Source organism: secondary endosymbiont of Ctenarytaina eucalypti (assembly GCF_000287335.1).
Classification (GTDB): Bacteria; Pseudomonadota; Gammaproteobacteria; order Enterobacterales; family Enterobacteriaceae.
This window is the reverse complement of sequence record NC_018419.1, coordinates 946,713-965,224: the sequence shown is the minus strand read 5'-3', so window position 1 is coordinate 965,224 and position 18,512 is coordinate 946,713. Positions and strand designations below refer to the sequence as shown.

General features: G+C 41.7%; 10 protein-coding genes. 5 read left to right on the top strand and 5 right to left on the bottom strand.

All coding sequences use genetic code 11. From position 1 onward, the window contains the following. Positions 1 to 23: 23 nt before the first annotated feature. From atpD to rpoD, 5 genes are all read left to right on the top strand, one after another. A complete protein-coding gene (atpD, locus tag A359_RS02700) occupies positions 24 to 1,406 on the top strand; it encodes a F0F1 ATP synthase subunit beta (protein ID WP_014888327.1) in 1,383 nt (460 codons plus the stop codon). Between the two features lie 17 nt (positions 1,407 to 1,423). Further along, positions 1,424 to 1,846: a F0F1 ATP synthase subunit epsilon gene (locus A359_RS02695; protein WP_014888326.1), complete on the top strand. Its 423-nt coding sequence runs from the start codon at positions 1,424 to 1,426 to the stop codon at positions 1,844 to 1,846. A 6,021-nt stretch (positions 1,847 to 7,867) separates the two neighbouring features. Beyond that, on the top strand, positions 7,868 to 8,083 hold the full coding sequence (rpsU, locus tag A359_RS02685; protein WP_014888325.1) for a 30S ribosomal protein S21: 216 nt from the start codon (positions 7,868 to 7,870) through the stop codon (positions 8,081 to 8,083). 126 nt (positions 8,084 to 8,209) lie between these two features. After that, entirely contained in the window at positions 8,210 to 9,958 is a 1,749-nt protein-coding gene (gene dnaG / locus A359_RS02680; protein WP_014888324.1) for a DNA primase, read from the top strand. A gap of 155 nt (positions 9,959 to 10,113) precedes the next feature. Continuing rightward, a complete protein-coding gene (gene rpoD / locus A359_RS02675; RefSeq protein ID WP_014888323.1) occupies positions 10,114 to 11,955 on the top strand; it encodes an RNA polymerase sigma factor RpoD in 1,842 nt (613 codons plus the stop codon). A gap of 1,438 nt (positions 11,956 to 13,393) precedes the next feature. On the opposite strand, the gene ybgF is transcribed toward rpoD, so the two are convergent. From ybgF to tolR, 5 genes are all read right to left on the bottom strand, one after another. Next, on the bottom strand, positions 13,394 to 14,134 hold the full coding sequence (gene ybgF / locus A359_RS02670; RefSeq protein WP_014888321.1) for a tol-pal system protein YbgF: 741 nt from the start codon (positions 14,132 to 14,134) through the stop codon (positions 13,394 to 13,396). A gap of 9 nt (positions 14,135 to 14,143) precedes the next feature. Beyond that, entirely contained in the window at positions 14,144 to 14,665 is a 522-nt protein-coding gene (gene pal / locus A359_RS02665; RefSeq protein ID WP_014888320.1) for a peptidoglycan-associated lipoprotein Pal, read from the bottom strand. Between the two features lie 1,101 nt (positions 14,666 to 15,766). Further along, a complete protein-coding gene (tolB, locus tag A359_RS02660; protein WP_014888319.1) occupies positions 15,767 to 17,062 on the bottom strand; it encodes a Tol-Pal system beta propeller repeat protein TolB in 1,296 nt (431 codons plus the stop codon). A gap of 157 nt (positions 17,063 to 17,219) precedes the next feature. After that, entirely contained in the window at positions 17,220 to 17,930 is a 711-nt protein-coding gene (gene tolA / locus A359_RS02655) for a cell envelope integrity protein TolA (RefSeq protein WP_160142731.1), read from the bottom strand. A gap of 154 nt (positions 17,931 to 18,084) precedes the next feature. Beyond that, a complete protein-coding gene (gene tolR / locus A359_RS02650) occupies positions 18,085 to 18,507 on the bottom strand; it encodes a colicin uptake protein TolR (RefSeq protein WP_014888317.1) in 423 nt (140 codons plus the stop codon). Between the last annotated feature and the right edge of the window lie 5 nt (positions 18,508 to 18,512).

Below are 18,512 nucleotides of genomic sequence, written 5' to 3'. Positions count from 1 at the left end.
ACGCATTACGCAGAGGATTCAAGATGGCTACTGGAAATATTATCCAGGTTATTGGCGCCGTAGTTGATGTCGAGTTCCCACAAGACGCTGTACCCAAGATCTACAACGCCCTTGAAGTGGGTAAAGGTACTACAAAATTGGTGCTTGAAGTAGAGCAACAGCTGGGAGGCGGCGTCGTTCGCTGTATCGCAATGGGATCCTCCGACGGGTTACGTCGTGGCCTCATGGTGACCGATCTCGAACATGCAATTGAAGTGCCGGTTGGTAAAGCCACCCTGGGCCGTATTATGAACGTATTGGGTGAACCTGTTGACATGAAAGGCAGTATCAACACGGAAGAGCGATGGTCTATTCACCGTCTTCCTCCGACCTATGAAGAACTAGCGATTTCGCAGGATCTTCTTGCAACAGGGATTAAGGTTATCGATCTTATGTGTCCCTTTGCTAAGGGCGGTAAAGTCGGCCTATTTGGCGGCGCTGGCGTGGGTAAAACTGTGAACATGATGGAACTAATCCGCAACATAGCTATCGAACACTCTGGTTATTCCGTTTTTGCTGGTGTAGGCGAACGCACCCGAGAAGGTAACGACTTCTATCATGAAATGACGGATGCCAACGTTATCGATAAGGTTTCTCTAGTGTATGGCCAGATGAATGAGCCCCCAGGGAATCGGCTGCGCGTTGCACTAACTGGCCTCACCATGGCGGAGAAATTTCGTGATGAAGGTCGTGACGTTCTCTTGTTCATCGACAACATTTATCGTTATACTCTGGCTGGGACAGAAGTATCAGCTCTCCTGGGGCGTATGCCGTCTGCAGTAGGTTACCAGCCGACTCTCGCGGAAGAGATGGGCGTATTACAGGAACGAATCACGTCTACGAAAACTGGATCTATTACCTCTATACAGGCAGTGTATGTCCCTGCTGATGATTTGACCGACCCGTCCCCCGCAACCACATTCGCGCATCTTGACGCCACCGTGGTTCTAAGCCGTCAGATTGCCTCATTAGGTATTTATCCATCAGTAGATCCCCTCAACTCTACCAGTCGTCAGTTAGATCGACTGGTGGTTGGGCAGGAGCATTATGACGTGGCGCGCGGCGTACAGTCTATTTTGCAGCGCTATCAGGAGCTGAAGGATATCATTGCTATTCTTGGTATGGATGAATTGTCCGAAGATGACAAAGTAGCAGTTTCTAGGGCGCGTAAGATTCAGCGCTTTCTGTCTCAGCCATTTTTTGTCGCGGAAGTTTTCACAGGCTCTCCAGGCAAGTATGTAGCGTTAAAAGACACAATTATTGGCTTTAAAGGCATCCTAGACGGAGAATACGATCATCTCCCGGAGAAAGCATTCTACATGGTAGGTTCAATCAATGAAGCTGTAGAAAAAGGCAAAACACTTTAATGCCTTAATGGGGGGTTATGTCTGCAAAAACTTATCATCTCGAGGTTGTTAGTGCTGAAAAAAAAATTTTTTTCGGCGTCGTTGAGAAAATCCAGGTGACAGGTAGCGAGGGTGAGCTGGGGATTTTTCCTGGCCATGCACCGTTGCTAACTGCCATTCAACCTGGTATGGTGCGGATTGTAAAAGAACACTGCACTGAAGAGTATATCTACTTGTCTGGAGGGATGCTTGAAGTACAGCCCAGTAGTGTTACAATACTGGCCGATACTGCTATTCGAGGTAAAGATCTTGACGAATCTAGAGTGCTGGATTCTAAGCGGAGGGCAGAGGATCATATGAATAACTGCCACAGTGATCTTGATTATGCTCGGGCATCGGCTGAACTATCTAACGTGCTAGCAAAACTACGAGTCATAGAATTAATAAAAAAAGCGATGTAAAAAGAGAAAGTATCGTAATTAGAACCGAGATGGTCTATTATTTCAGTTCATGTGTTACTCTTACTTATTCTTTTTTTTGCATTATTAATAATGAGCCATTACATCGCTGTCTTTGATCAACACTTCTAATGTTAAACAAGATAAATAAATATCATCTCTGATGTTATTGAACGAGGTTGCTTAATAAGGAGTAATAAAAAATTATATTGCGCGTGATGTCAGTTAACATTGTTCGAATTTTTCAGAAAATCTGCTTGATTAAATGCGCTAAAGCCTTTTATCATTATTGTTTTTGGGTGAATAGTTATAGCTACGGAGAGCATTTTTTCTTGTTCTCTCAACTGTTACACTAGGAAGGTTTCCATGCTTCTTGCTTGTCGATAACATGCGACTGGATGTTGTAGTCTCACTTACTAAAATCTTGCAGCTAGTTTCCATAAATGATTAGATCGCTATAATTTTAGCACATGTTAATGTGTGCATGTTGCTACTAACATTCTGTTATCGATTATTAAAGAAAGAACGATCCGGAAAGCTTGTCGGACACTTTATAAGTTCACATGTCGACTGACAAAAGTTTTGTAAGATTCGCAGAAAAATATTAAAAACTTATTTTTTCGCGAACATCCTAGGTATAGTTTTTCGTCTTGCTTAGTAGAAAAATAGTAGGCCTAACCGACCTCTAAAACATTATCCATCTAGGATCAGAACTGAACCCAGATTTTGAAATAGCAAAAACTGGTTTCTGAAGTTTTTCTTATAAGAAAATCAGTGAATGATTTTGAGAAAAAATGTACTGAGTACATGGTCAAAGTTTTTTTAAAATCTTATATACTAATGAATGACTCTGATTAACATCGCTCTCAGTACTATCAAGCCCGTATTGATCCTCTAGAAATGTTCCATGAGAATGTTTTTGCTGAACTATAAGCTTTTTCTGGTTTGAGATTGAGCTCGAATAATACTAGAGAGCCAGAAAATACCATGAATGCTAAAGACGCTAAAAGCTTTTATTTTACTACTCTTTTAGAGTAGTGGCTATAAACTTTCTATTATTATAGAATATGCAGTGATATCTGTACATTCATGCGTGGGTTCTATGATAAGAGTGGAGGTGAGAGAGAGAAAAGAACACGGCGCTCCTCTGAAGAGCATGGAGCTAGGTATGGTGGTGAGCACGCTCTGTATCAAGAAACAGAGGTGCCACAATTTGAGCGTGTAGGTTAATTAATTCCGCCTGGATAGTGTTGTTGGTGATCAGTCACTGCTATTTGAAGAAAGGGCACGTTTATAAAACGTGAAAGCAAAATACCGGGAACAATTCTCACTCCTGAACATCGACCAGAACATACTCTAACATAGCGAATCTTCAATATTGTACACCTACCCTGGGGTGATTAACCCTAACCAATTTTTTAGTGTGAATGATAATCATCATGTAGCAAAATTAATTACGAGCTGATATGTCTTGAATAAGACACTTTCAAGTATGAGCTAGTGTTATTGATAGGCAGCGCATAAGGAGCCTACCGATCCAGCATAACAAATCACTAGTTGTGAAAATACTGATAAGAATACTTCTGATTACAAGTAGTTTTCTGAGCCCCACATTAAAGCTCAAATGTTACATAACCTACCGACTGTTAACGGCGGTGTTGCTCTTCGGTTGACTCTGGAAGAATACTTTTAAAGTAGTTATCTAGCCTTCATGTTTACGTATCACTAGGCTATCATTCTATCAACAGGCGCGCGGGGATGGACAGCACTTTTCTGGAATGGTAATATTTAAAAAAATATTTTTTCCACTCAAAATAGTTGCCAACGGACTCATTTGTCTGTACAGAATAATGTTAAAGGAAAGGAGTCACTGCAGGAACGTCATACTGAAGCGGCTATTCAGTGCATCGACATGAAGAGTCGCGCTCAGCATTTTTCCAAAAACCTAACAACCTTTTGACAACCGTAAAAATCGATATATAGCCAGCTGTATTGGTTAATAAAAATTTAAGATGCGATATTTCATCACAGGTCAGGTGACAACATACCCCCATAATAATCGCAATACTTATGTGCATGGTTCTTAGATAGCTTGCTACTAATGCTTCTTGTAATCACGGAAAGCGCGCATTCCACTATGAGGCTCTTTACATGTAGAACCGCATAGTGGAATGCGTTTTTATTTTTTTGGCAATCATTCTTTTGTTAATGCCAATACTATCGCAACGCTGCAGTGGTAAAATGTGTTATTTCTATTCGTGTTATATAACTGCCATGAGTAGGTAAGAAGCTTGCAGCGAGTATCTTATCAAACAATGTAATCTTTAATCAAATATATTTATAGTGCCTCATATCTTAATTAAATCCATTATTCGTGCTCATGACTTATCGGAGTGTAACTGCTTTTTGGCCATTCTGAATATTGTGCGTTAAGGTTAGCAATGTAAGGCCATCACTATAACAATCAGCATTACCGTACCGTGCCGTACCATACCTACCTAAATATCATTAGATGATATTCTAATTTTAATTACTCATTAGATATTTTATGAACTGGAAATAATTTTTATTTACTAAACGCTGCTAACAGTTAATGTTAATTTTAAATGAACATCTTATTACAGAAACATTGAGTTAAGAAGCCATGGTGATGAACATAACAATTTAAATTTCATTTGATCAAAATAAATTATTCAATTATTATGATTTGATCTCATCATCAGCAATGCTATACACGATTTTTATAGAACAGTAACATGTTTACTGATCAAGTAGACCATTTATATTAAGGATGTTCAAGCGATATGACTTTCTAGCAGCATGACGCGATAATTCAACTATTCTCTTCACAGAGAGAAACTTAATTTTAGAAAACGTTTAATTGACTTCTCATTAGTACAGCAGGCTTATCACTACGGAAATTCTATTTAAAAAAGTTTGTTTGGTTTTTTTCTCGTAGATTAGATACAAAGCTTAGTCTGCTCAATTTTTTAAACATGATGGAGCAGCGGCTAAGTTTCTCATGTGATCTATACCCATTACAATAAGGCCTCTTTTTTATTAATAAACAAGCTATATAGCTTATTGTAGCCTACAACCGCTGCGGTCGCATGAGTCCAAGGGGTGCATTAGAAAACTTGCAGCCGATGCAGCGAAAAGAATCGCCATGCTACTGCTATGTAATGCTTAAGAGTAGAGCATTTTGCCTAGGGTAGCTCAACAAGCGTACAGCATGCATTTCCATGCGTGAAGGAAGAGTGGCGTTTTTACACTCTAATCAGACGTAATTTCCTGCTCTAATCCTGTCAAGGTAGACCTTTAGCGGTCGCATATGTTTAGAAATGTAATCGGCAAGACAGATGACGATAGCTCGGCTAATATCAACTATGTTTTTTTTCATGCTGCGTGGCGCTGAATTTATTTCTAATGGTGTTGCATCAAACAAAACCGATTGAATTTTATCATCATTTATCGTTACAAGAAGGTTATATCTTGGGTGCATCAGACGTGTCTTTTAGTGCCTTCATTAAGCTGGAGTCTTCACGATGCCAGCGCATTGTTAACTCGTCATTATTGACCGCTTGAACTCACTTTTTTCTACAATGCAGAATATGGGGCGATGCTCTTCTTGTCCGACTTTCGTCGGAACTATGTTGTGTCTCTTACTGAACGCAGAATTACTTTAGTAGAAACTGGATCGTCTAGATGGATGAAGTAAGAAAACCTGCCGATGACTTAATAACGCCAGATGGAAAAAATTTTTTTGCTTAGGTTCGCTGGCTGCAGCTTATTGACTCTAGAAAACTAATATACCTCACGGATATCCCCGCTCTTTTTTACAACTACGCACTCAGTAGAATGCGCCGTATCTAAGACGAAGCAATTAGCGCCTAGTTACTAATCAGTATAGGAAGTGGCTATAGTTGTTTTTGTATTGGTTTTAAAGAAATCTATAGTATTTCTTCGAAAGGACGCATACATAGATCATGATGATGATCATGTTATTTTCATGTCTCTTTTCATATAAAAAGATTCTTTCTTGTATAAAATCGTAACTAGTGGAAAAAAGTTTACTGCTACAGTTTTTCAGCGATATTCATTCTTTATAATGTGCGTTATATCTATACCGGCTCTCATCGCTGCTTGAGGTTTGCTGAATAGCCAAGTATTGCTAACGGTTCTTGAGTGTTAGCACCAACATTCTAGAAATGAATTACAGCAAGAGTTAGTCAGCAGCACCTCTCCCTGCAATAATCAAAGGTCAGGTCATCTTTTATACATGTGCACTTGAGTATTATTCTGGCGATAAGTGCATGCTTTTTTATAAAAGCCGCATTTGTTTTGATAAAGTGTATTCTGAATGCATACAGATGGGATAGATAAGAGCCCTGATTGATGCAAGAATGAATAATAGCCAATCTCCCCGATAGATTCGGATGCTCTATTCTAGAAAGGTTGTATCAATTGATAACGAGTCCCTGTTTGTGAAAGGGGCCTGTATTATTCGCCACCTGAAAACATTTATACCTACGTATTCTTAATGAGCTATAAGTTCGTCTTGTATGGCTGCTCGAATGGAGCAAAGTTGACTATCGGACTATCCACCTTGGCAGAACACAGTTTGCATTGCTGCTAATGAGATCAGCAACTATACTCCGGTTAGCTAGAATGAACAACTAATTAGCTCATGAATAATATTTAGCATTAAGTGCTTAGCAACTTTTTCAACTTGTTCAACTTGTGCAGTCTTGTGGTAAGGTACTTTTACCTTAAATAGATAAAGTATCTAGTTTGCTAAAAGAGTAAGTTCCTACTGTAATGTAGGCAACGCTTCTCGTAATCAAGCTTTATTTTTCCGGGCCAAAATGATTTGTTGAATGAATAGATTTTTCCGTCGGTTGAATGATCAGATTGTTCCCTGTAATATAACCTGATGCGCTAAAAACGTATAAAAAAGGCACGGTAAGGAGACGACAGATCTTATCTACTAACATAATACTTAATAGTAGAAACCTATCACGCTTTATACATTTATATAATTTTGACATATGAAATTAGGTCTAGAGTGTTGCTAAAGAAAAACATCGTTAATGTTTTAGCGCTACTTGCCTTGATAAAGCGAACGTCCTAGAAAATTGAATAAGCATGTGATGATGGCTCTAATAATATAGCTTCTTGGTATCATACAGGTTGTATAAAAAAGATAGCTTTTGATTTCTCCTTTGCAGGATACGAAATGTATATTATTTTCATGATGCTAGTGTCGTCATGAACAGACGCTACATTCTCACTCTACTCATGGTTTGAAGCAGTCATATGCTAGCTCAGCATAGCGCTCTATAGTATCCATGTAAATTTTTGTGTAACAATGACGAAAGGTAGGCGATAAAAGAAGCAATAGCAATTTTTAAAGTGTTTTACTTGCATGACGTTGTTAGAAATTATTCACACACCCTCACAGGGCGCAAAGAGATTGCACGGGGTAGCGAAATTTAATCCACGATATCTTATTGTATATACGTTAAAAGAAATGGTTTTCATATTGGGAGTTTAGTTTTCTTATAATCTTTAACGCTATGACTGTGCATGAGAAAAATGTATCCTTTTACTGAACTAGCAGGATCAATCCTTTTTAAGGATCTCATGAGAAGTTGTAAAATGTCGCTTAAAGGCGCAACGGGGATTCCTACATATTCTAGAACCATAAATTTTTAATCATTGATTTAAAAAAATAAAAATCTATTACAGCATGCCTCTCTGTTTTTTTTGAAGCATTAGAGCATAACACACACATCTGACTGAAGATTTATCATGTTTAACTGCACCCAGTTAAGTTCTTTCATGCTTCTGGTGTTATTTAAAAGTTCTAATATCAGATTCTTCACTAAAGTCTCGTAGAAAAGAAGATTATACAGTTAAAAACTTTACAACCTTAACAGATTTAAAGTAAGATTATGAACTTTTTTTGAAAAGCGCTAAAACAAGTCAGCAAGTACATCCAAATTCCATCAAGAAGAGAATCACATGCCAGTAATTAAAGTACGTGAAAACGAGCCTTTTGATGTCGCGCTGCGTCGCTTCAAGCGCTCTTGCGAAAAAGCAGGCATTCTAGCTGAAGTGCGTCGTCGTGAGTTTTATGAAAAACCAACAACTGAACGGAAGCGCGCCAAAGCATCTGCTGTTAAACGTCATGCGAAGAAACTGGCTCGCGAAAACTCACGCCGTACTCGTCTTTATTGACTTTTAAGGTGAGAGGCTAGTCTGATTGCGTGATAAATCTTCAGACGTACCTGTCTCGTCGTCTGGATCGAGCGGTCTAGAAAAGTTTCACGCTTTTATTGGTTAAGTGCTTATTCGACAGGACTTATGGCTGGACGAATCCCACGTATCTTTATCAATGCTTTATTAGCGCGTACCGATATCGTCGATCTAATTAACTCGCGGGTGCCGCTCAAAAAGCAGGGAAAAAACTTTCACGCCTGCTGTCTATTCCACCATGAGAAAACCCCGTCATTTACTGTGAACGAGGAAAAGCAGTTTTACTATTGTTTTGGATGTGGCGCTCATGGCAATGCGATCGATTTTTTAATGCATTATGATCGGTTAGATTTTGTTGCCTCGATCGAGGAACTTGCCGCCCAGCTCCACTTGGAAGTGCCGTATGAGAGCGGTATAGGCCTAAATCAGAAGGCTCGTCATCAACGAAACACGTTGTATCAGCTTATGGGGAAGCTTAGTAGTTTTTATCAGCAGGCGTTGCAATCCAGAACGGCAAATTTGGCTAAGAAATATTTGCAATACCGTGGATTAAGCGAAACAGTTATTACACGTTTTGCCATCGGTTTTGCGCCGGCTGGCTGGGATAATATCATTAAGCATTTCGGTCAGTCGTCAGCCGATTGCAATGCGCTTAATAACGCTGGCATGGTGGCAATCAGCGATTATGGGCGAGCTTACGATCGTTTCCGTGAACGCATCATGTTTCCGATCCGAGACATGCGCGGTCGTGTTATCGCCTTCGGCGGGAGGATATTAGGGGATGAGCAGCCGAAGTACTTAAACTGCCCGGAAACAGAGATTTTTTATAAGAGCCGTCATCTTTATGGTTTGTATGAGGCAAAAAAACAGTATCCGACATTACCCCGGATGCTCGTAGTTGAAGGCTATATGGATGTAGTTTCACTATCCCAGTTCGGGATCCACTATGTAGTTGCTTCTCTTGGTACCTCGACAACGGCCGATCACATGCAAGTACTATATCGGCTTACTGACCAAGTGATTTGCTGTTATGACGGTGACAATGCTGGGCGTAGAGCGGCCTGGCGGGCGCTGGAGAATGTGTTGCCCCACCTGAATGATGGTCGGCAGCTAAATTTTATGTTTCTTCCGGAAGGTGAAGATCCCGACACTCTTGTGCGTAAAATCGGGAAAAAAGCTTTTGAGAATCGCATCGAACAGGCGATTCCACTATCAAGATTTTTATTTGAAACACTGATACCGCAGGTAGATTTGAGTAATCCCGACGGACGGGCAAAGCTCAGTACCTTGGCCTTGCCACTGATAGGCCAAATCCCAGGAGAAACCCTGCGTCTTTATTTGCGTCAGAAGTTGGGAAATACGCTCGGTCTTCTTGACGACAACCAGCTTGAAAGGCTGGCCCCTCAGGCAGCTCTAAAGAAACACATTAGAACAAGGCCGGGGATAAAACGCACAACTATGCGTATCCTGATAGGATTGCTCGTACAATATCCACAACTATCTGCACTAGTGCCTAACGTGCAGGATCTGGAGCAATCCAAACAGCTGGGTGTGCCGCTATTTATCGAATTAGTACAGACCTGCCAGGCAGGCTCTGGGCTTACTACCGGTCAATTACTGGAGCATTATCGGGAGACTCAATTTTCTTCCCAGCTTAACACCCTTGCGACCTGGAACCATATGATCATTGATGAGACGGTCGAGGCGACATTTCTTGACACCCTAGAAAATCTCTATGACTCTATACTCGAAGATCGCCAAGAAGCGCTGATCACTCGTGCTCGGACACATGGACTAACGGCCGAAGAACGCCAGCAGCTCTGGTCACTGAACCAGGCGCTGGCAAAAAAAACTTAATAATGAGGCTGCATCATTATCTAACATTTAGCAGGGCAAGACCCTGCGCTATGCTGCATTGGGCCGCGGCGTGAAACGGAGCCCATCTCTCTCGTTGGTCATCTATTTTTGTCAACCAACACCGATTATTACTCTTGAAGTGTGGATACCGTCTTATGGAGCAAAACTCGCAGTCACAGCTGAAGCTGCTTGTCACACGTGGTAAAGAGCAAGGTTATTTGACCTTTTCTGAGGTTAATGACCATCTACCTGAAGATATCGTCGACTCTGATCAGATAGAAGATATCATCCAGATGATAAATGACATGGGCATCCAGGTGATGGAAGAAGCGCCAGACGCCGATGATCTGCTTCTCGCCGAAACAACCTCCGACACCGATGAAGATGCGGTGGAAGCAGCGGCCCAAGTCTTGTCTAGTGTTGAGGCGGAGATTGGACGGACCACTGACCCAGTTCGTATGTATATGCGAGAAATGGGTACTGTGGAGCTGCTGACTCGTGAAGGTGAGATTGACATTGCCAAGCGTATTGAAGACGGGATCAATCAGGTGCAGTGCTCAGTAGCCGAGTATCCAGAGGCGATTACTTACCTTCTCGAACAGTACGAGCGCGTTGAAGCGCAAGAGGTGCGAATGTCTGATCTGATTACCGGGTTTATCGATCCGAACGCGGAAGAAGATATGACGGCCACTGTGACTCATATCGGCTCTGAACTTGCTGTTGACGATAGCACCGCTGATGACGATGAAGAAGACAGTAGCGGTGATAGTGCTGAAGACGATCATAGCATTGATCCGGAGTTAGCGCGACAGAAATTTCTTGAACTACGTGAACAGTATGAAATTACCCGTAATATGATAAAAGCTAATGGGCTGAATCATATTACATCTGCCTCGGAGATTCTTAATCTTTCAGACGTGTTTAAACAATTCCGTCTAGTGCCGAAGCAGTTTGACTACCTGGTTAATAACATGCGCGCCATGATGGATCGCGTGCGTAATCAGGAACGTTTTATTATGAAGCTATGTGTAGAAATCAGTAAGATGCCGAAGAAAAGCTTTGTCACTCTCTTTTCCGGTAACGAAACCAGTGATAGCTGGTTCAAAGCGGCATTGTCCATGAATAAGGCCTGGTCTGAAAGACTGCATGCAGTCGATGATGAGGTGCATCGTAGCTTGAAGAAGTTACGGCAGATTGAAGAAGAAACTGGGCTGACTATCGAACAGGTAAAGGACATCAACCGCCGAATGTCTATTGGCGAAGCCAAGGCGCGCCGTGCTAAGAAAGAAATGGTTGAGGCGAACCTGCGTCTTGTTATTTCTATTGCAAAAAAATACACGAACCGTGGACTGCAGTTTCTGGATCTAATTCAGGAGGGCAATATCGGTTTGATGAAGGCTGTAGATAAATTTGAATATCGTCGCGGCTATAAGTTCTCGACATACGCTACTTGGTGGATCCGTCAGGCGATTACTCGCTCTATCGCCGATCAGGCGAGGACTATCCGTATTCCAGTGCATATGATTGAAACTATCAATAAGCTCAACCGTATTTCTCGACAGATGTTGCAAGAAATAGGACGTGAACCGACACCAGCAGAGCTAGCAGATCGCATGCTAATGCCGGAAGATAAGATCCGTAAGGTACTAAAGATCGCGAAGGAACCGATCTCAATGGAAACACCTATCGGTGACGATGAAGATTCGCATCTAGGAGATTTTATCGAAGACACTACCCTGGAGCTCCCGCTAGATTCCGCTACTTCAGAAAGCTTACGTTCAGCGACACATGAGGTACTGGCTGGGTTAACGGTTCGAGAAGCAAAGGTATTGCGCATGCGCTTTGGTATCGACATGAACACCGATCATACATTGGAAGAAGTCGGTAAACAGTTTGACGTCACTCGAGAACGGATTCGTCAAATCGAAGCGAAAGCGTTGCGTAAACTGCGTCACCCGAGCCGGTCTGAAGTCTTGCGCAGTTTCTTAGATGATTAATTTTTTGAGCGCCTTGTGTTTACAAGCATTGGCTTCATTGGAAGCATGCCCGGCATTTCGGAGACATTCTGGAACAGGTAGATTGACAGCTGCAACGAGGCCAAATATTACGATAGTTCCCCTAACAATGATTAACTTTCTGGGATTCAAAAATGTATGTAGCTATTGTGAGATCCATGCCGGATTGCCTTAGTATCTGCTCAAAACACCTATTTTCAGAAGAGGCTGACGATTAGCGGGGCCTTGTGATTTTATTGGTATGGGTTGATCTCCTCCTTTTTGCAAAAGGCAGCGATATGCTCTGCTTTTCAATTTCGGCGTGAAAATAGAGCTCATATGCCCTATCCTTTGCATGTGAATGGGTTGTTTGAGAAGTGATCTTTATCTAGCACAGATAACTTGCGGTAGTTTTGCTAGATAAAAACGGGATATCTCTTAGAAAGAGCACCCTTAACTCTTGGCGTGAGCATGTTTTTCTTAGGGAATCTTATATGTTCTGAAGTCTCGTGTTGTGCTGCTATGAGAATTTTATAGATATGTATTGATTGCGAGCGTGTAATTTTTATACACTTGCGCTTGATGATTCGACGTTGTAGAGATTTATTTTAAAAATATCATCACCATAAATTATAATGCGCTCAGGTCATCATGGTTTTTATAAAATCGTTTTTTTTAAAAAAGCATTTAACATTAATAAATAGGTTTTTTATACCACAGATTTAAAGCATCGTACTGTCTTTGACAGTAGTAGATGCACAAGGTAGCTACTATTTCTGCACTAATGGAGACAACACTGCTTAGATTGTGCGTTCTTCGACGATTGCAATCGCGCATAGTGAACTGATATTAATTGATCTACGGAGATAGCCTGACTTTCAGGTCCAATTAAGAAGTCTAATTACTACATTAAGTTGCGCAATTTCACTATTTTCTTTGCATGCAACCCCAGCGGGGTTCTCAAAAAAGATAACACGGGGAGGGGAATGCACAGGCTAATTGAGTCCTTGACTCATGACTTCTCGTTGCTGATAAGAAGAGTCGCATTTAGGCATAAAGAGACTCAGAACTAGAGAACACTCGTGTCTAGTAGCGGTTCTAAAATAAAATTACCATTAGGCGTGTATGTGATGAAATCTCGAAAATCCATGTAAAACTTTAGCTAATTTATTAAATAATTGAGGAACATATATACTGCTGAAATTATAAGCATTTACTAGAAAACGTGTGTCGTCTTAAGTTTACAAGTCTTTTGTGACGTCTAATAGAATGCTTTTACATTACAGAGGTTAAGCGATTGGGTTGGGATATGGTTGTGACATTTCCTCTAGGGAGAATAATATACTGCTTCTTTGAAGTGCAAGAGAAGAAAAATTTTTTCTTCTTAAACAGCACATTGACCTGATGCTCGCCGCCATTTTCTTGTTCAAACCTGTAGGGATTACAATTTTAATATCTGTTTTTGCGCCTGCTTAGCAGATGCGGAGCTGGGATATAGTTTTCCAACCTGTTGAAAAACGGCCCGGGCGTTATCTTTTTGGCCTTTTTCCTGCATTAGCATGCCTACCTTCAACAGCGAGGAAGGAGCTTTAGAAAATTTTGGATAGGTCTTCGCGACCAGGGCGAAGTAATATATAGCATTCTCTTTTTTACCTTGCTTAACATTCAGCTTTCCAAGCCAGTAATACGCGTTGGGTTGATAAATTGAATTAGGATAGCTTTTAACAAAGTTCTGGAATCGACTAATCGCCTGGGCATACTGTTTTTTCTGTAGTACTAGCGCTACCGCTTCATTATAGTCTATTGCTTCATCGTTACTGCTAGCTGTTTTAGACGTTTTAGCCTCATTTTTCTTGGAAGCCGGCGGAGATTTACTGTACGGACTATCCATATTCTGGTAGATCTGTTGCTGCCGCTCGATCACGAGCGACAGCTGGTGTTGGTTTTCCTGAAGCTGACCTCGTAGAGAATCAATCTCGTGCTGATTGGCGACGAGCTGATCTTGAATCTGGGTTAGCAGTTGACTATGCGCGATAGCAATACGATCAATGTAAGTGACCCAGTCTTCTACTGCGCTAGAGCAGACGGTACTGATTGGCGCTTGAATTGTAGCAGCCAAGGGAGTTGATACACCAATCAATAATGACAGACTCAATAGATAAAATCTGAAATAATTTCTCATTGCATTCTCTTAGTAGGATAAGACAGCACGACGATTTTTAGCGTAAGCTGCTTCATCGTGCCCTAATACAGCTGGTTTCTCTTTACCGTAAGATACGATAGCAATCTGATCAGCGGGAACACCTTGCCCTTGAAGATATATTTTTAGGGCATTAGCCCGGCGCTCACCCAGCGCAATATTATATTCTGGCGTTCCATGTTCGTCCGCATGGCCTTCAACAGTCACTGTGTAGAGCGGGTTAATGCGCAAGAAAGTTGCATGAGCGTTAAGCATCTGAGTGTATGCAGAGAAAATATCGTATTTGTCTAAATCAAAGTACACCACATTGTCGCACTGAGGCTTCTTCATGTTCAGAGGGGCCTCCTGATCGTTGGAAAACGTATTGTTATTGTTTATGTCTATAGCAGTATTAGCATCGGCACTCATTGAAGCTAAGTCGGCATTGTTAAGCATTCTCTGAGAACTACATGCGGAAAGTATTATCACCGGCAACGCGACTATTAAATTTTTAAGCGCCTTCGTTATTGCCATTTTATATTCCTTTTATAGTGTAAAATTACATGCATAAGGTGTTTTGTTGAGCAACTTAGTTTGTTTAGAGCCGTTCCCTAGCGGGGCTATCGTTACGCGATAGTAGCGCTAATCTGTACTCAAGCGCCTTGAACATTATCAACGCCTCGAGAGTTTTTTACTTTCCCGCGATAATCACGTAAACATATGAGAGCTCTCACAGGTCTTTTCAACAGGCACATTCCTCTTTGCTCATAAAGCGCTGGTTGCCACTGATCTTGTTTAATCATACAACCTTTGGCTCAAATGCTGATTTTTAACCGCATAGTCACGCATATAGTATCATGAAGCATGAATCACTAACACTTCACCCCCAGCGTGGGCTTATGGGCTGTATCTAATGCCTCTTAATAAATGATTATTAAAAAATGTCTATTGCATGTCCGGTGATCTACTTATATGTTACATTTTCTGTTAGGTTTTCTGTATTTAATCATCAATGATGTTGCATCTGTTAGACTACTGTGATTCTGATAAATCAGTACAGATAGTTTTATCTATATAGGTATTTACGGCCTGATGGTGCTTAGGGTATATAATTTACCTTGTTCTAGATTTTTATGTTGGGTTTTCCTGTTCCCTTTGACTTAACTCTGTTAAGCGAATATGATGAGACATAGGCCAGTCATAGTAGGACGTAGATTATATTGTAACTCTAAGAGTCGCTTTTTTACGTGCAGTCTACGTAAAAATAATATAAGCATCTTAGCGTTTAGTTTATGCATGTGTGTGTTTCAAGATCGAGTCAAGAAATTCCGCTTACGCGCTCTGTAAGAGACCTAATATTCACTTTATTATCAACATAATGGGAAGCCCCGATCTAAAAAGACAAATAGCGACCTTCTCGATTCAATCGGAGTTTTGCTTTGTAAGGGGGAACAATGAAAATTGATGGATTAAGCCTATAAGGTTAGAGATCAGCGCTGCTTGAAGGTCTTATTATGAGAGGGAGCATGACTGATTTAAAACCTTTTTTTATCAACACTATTTTTAATATGCATCCAGTGAGCATCATTGATGATGATATATGATTTTTATGCTTGAAAATAATACAGCCATGTCTTACAGATATGGTGACCAGGCGGGAGATTTTACGTGTCCATCAGTTGCTGGAAGACGCGTTTTAAACTGCCCATTACTAGAAACTAGCTTTAACTCAGAACTTATCCCTTGAGAAGTGCTGTAGATAATCATTGTGCAATTGGGAGAAATGCTAGGCGTCTCATCCAATATACTATCTGTCAATACGTGTAGTTTTCCTGTTAGCAGATCGAGCTTTACTATATGCTGCGTGCCTTTATTGCTGCTGACCATAGCTAGGAACTCGCCATTTGAGCTAACGTTCACATTTTGGTTCTGGTAGCCATCCCAAGAAAGGCGCTGTGGTGTGCCGCCATTAATATTAATTTTATACACCTGAGGACGGCCGCCTTGATCAGAGGTATACGCCAGCGTCTGGTTGTCCGGGAACCAAGTCGGCTCTGTATTATTGCTACGACCATCCGTCACCTGACGAATATTATGCGATCTTAAATCCATGACATACAAATTTAGGCTGCCCGTTTTAGATAGAGCGAAAGCAAGCATATTTCCGTCCGGCGAGAAGGCCGGCGCACCGTTATGCCGCGGAAAACTAGCAACCTTATGAACAGCGCCGCTATCTAGAGTCTGAACAACCAATTCTGCGCGTCCGCTTGCAAAGGTAACGTACGCTAGCTTCGCCCCATCAGGGGACCAGGCCGGAGACATGAGTGGTTGAGGTGAGCAGTTTGCCTGCGTTTCATTATAACCATCATAATCAGCTATGCGCAATTCATATGGAAAGTGCGCGTCGTTAGTTTTTGCTACATAAGCGATACGCGTGCGGAACGCGCCTTTTATTCCCGTTAACTGTTCAAAACTATCATCACTAATAGTATGCGCTGCCCAGCGCAGCCATTTCCGGGCCACTGTGAATTGGTTTTGCGCTAAAATCGCACCAGGACTTTTTGAGGTATCTACTAACTGATAAGAGATTATGTAGTCACCGTCTGCACTTGGCTGTATTTTACCAACGATCACCTCGTCAATGCCACTTGCCGTCCAGGTGATTGGGGTGACTTCTGATGCGGTAGTTGGCTGCTGTGGTAGGCGGGTAGTGTCTAGAGGAGCAAACTTACCGCTGTTGCGTAGGTCATTAATGATAATACCGGCAATATTTTCAGGCGCAGCACCCGGCCCATTCCATTGAAACGGTACTACCCCAATGGGTCGGGCCGATTCCGTCCCCTGGGTGATTAAAAGCTGCACTTCCGCCTGCAGTACCGAAGTCCATAAAAAAAATACAACACTTAACACCGCTCGTAATACCTGATGCATTTTATCTCCTAAACCAACGATAGGGTCGGCTAATACAATTATAGCATTGTAAAGGAATCGGGTTACAAGCCCTTATATCTTTACTTTAAATAAATTATAAAAAACATTTAAACTAAAGCAGACTGTATAGATGACACTAAAGTTTCACAAAAGCATTTTATTCTGGCCTAAAGATTATCCTACCTTCTTTGGCAGCTTTATATATCGCCTGATTAGGTGGAGGGGGGATATTTGCTAATTTCGCTGCAGAGAGCGAAGCTTGGCATAGTTCCGGGTCACCTCCAATGGCATTGACCGATATCAAAAGACCGTCTGAAGCTAATTTAAAGCGGATGTCACAGGTTTTACCTCTATAGGCTCTATAGTCATAGAATTTTTTCTGGATAGCCTGCCGTATCTCCGCTGCGTAGGAGTCGATCATGGCTTGCTTGTCGCGACGGTGTTGCCGACCTTCCTCTGCTCGCCCTTCTTCGAATATGCTGTCGTTGGGTGCGTTCTTAATATCTGTAAGGGCGTTCAGCAAGGCATCGATATCTTTAGGCCATGTGGCAGTTTGCACGGTCGTGTATTTCTCAATCGAGGTAATATTATTTTTTACCTCCTCCTCGGCCTGAGTCTTGGTTTTGGGTTGAGTTCTGACAGTCTTATCCTGCCGCTTCTTGAATTTTACCTGTCTTGCTGTTGTTCGAGTGAAATCCTGTTGTTGCGTTTCGGCTCCGCTCTTCGCGGAAAAAGGTTGTTTCTCACAGACGCTGAGAGACGGCTGTTCTTGACGGTTATAATGCTGCATTACAGCATTGGTATCGACTATTACAGCATCAATATAGTCTCCGTTACCGCCTTGTCTAGATTCTTTTGGATTAGACATCGAGCCCCAGATCAGGAGGCCGCTCAGCAGGAAATGAAGTGCGAAAGATAGCATCATTGCACGTTTAAGTGTGTTGTTCTGTGTAATGACCTTCAAAAAAGTCGATTCCCAAAATGAGGTCGGCTGATAATAACGCGTGTCATAAGGGTATGTGTCATATAGGACGCGTCATCAGACCTACTGAATGTGCGCCAGCCCGATGTAGTAAGTTTAATGCCTTTATGATCCCATCATACGGTACCTCCTTGGCGCCGCCTATCAAAAACACCGTCTTAGTGTTAGTGGTTATATGGGCCTGTACCTCGGAAAAAATCTTTTCAGATGACAAGTTTTCTTGGCGGCGCTGATCTACCATGAGGTTGTATTGCCCGATCCCCGTCACTTCAACGATGATTGTCGGATTTTCGTCCTGACCGACGATCCTAGAGTCGGTTGAATCCGGCAAATTTACCTCAACACTCTGCGTAATCACTGGTGCTGTTGCCATAAATATTAACACCAGTACTAGCAGTACATCGAGCAAGGGGACGATGTTAATTTCGGACTTGATGGTGCCGTGAAAACGTTTTCTAGACAAAATAT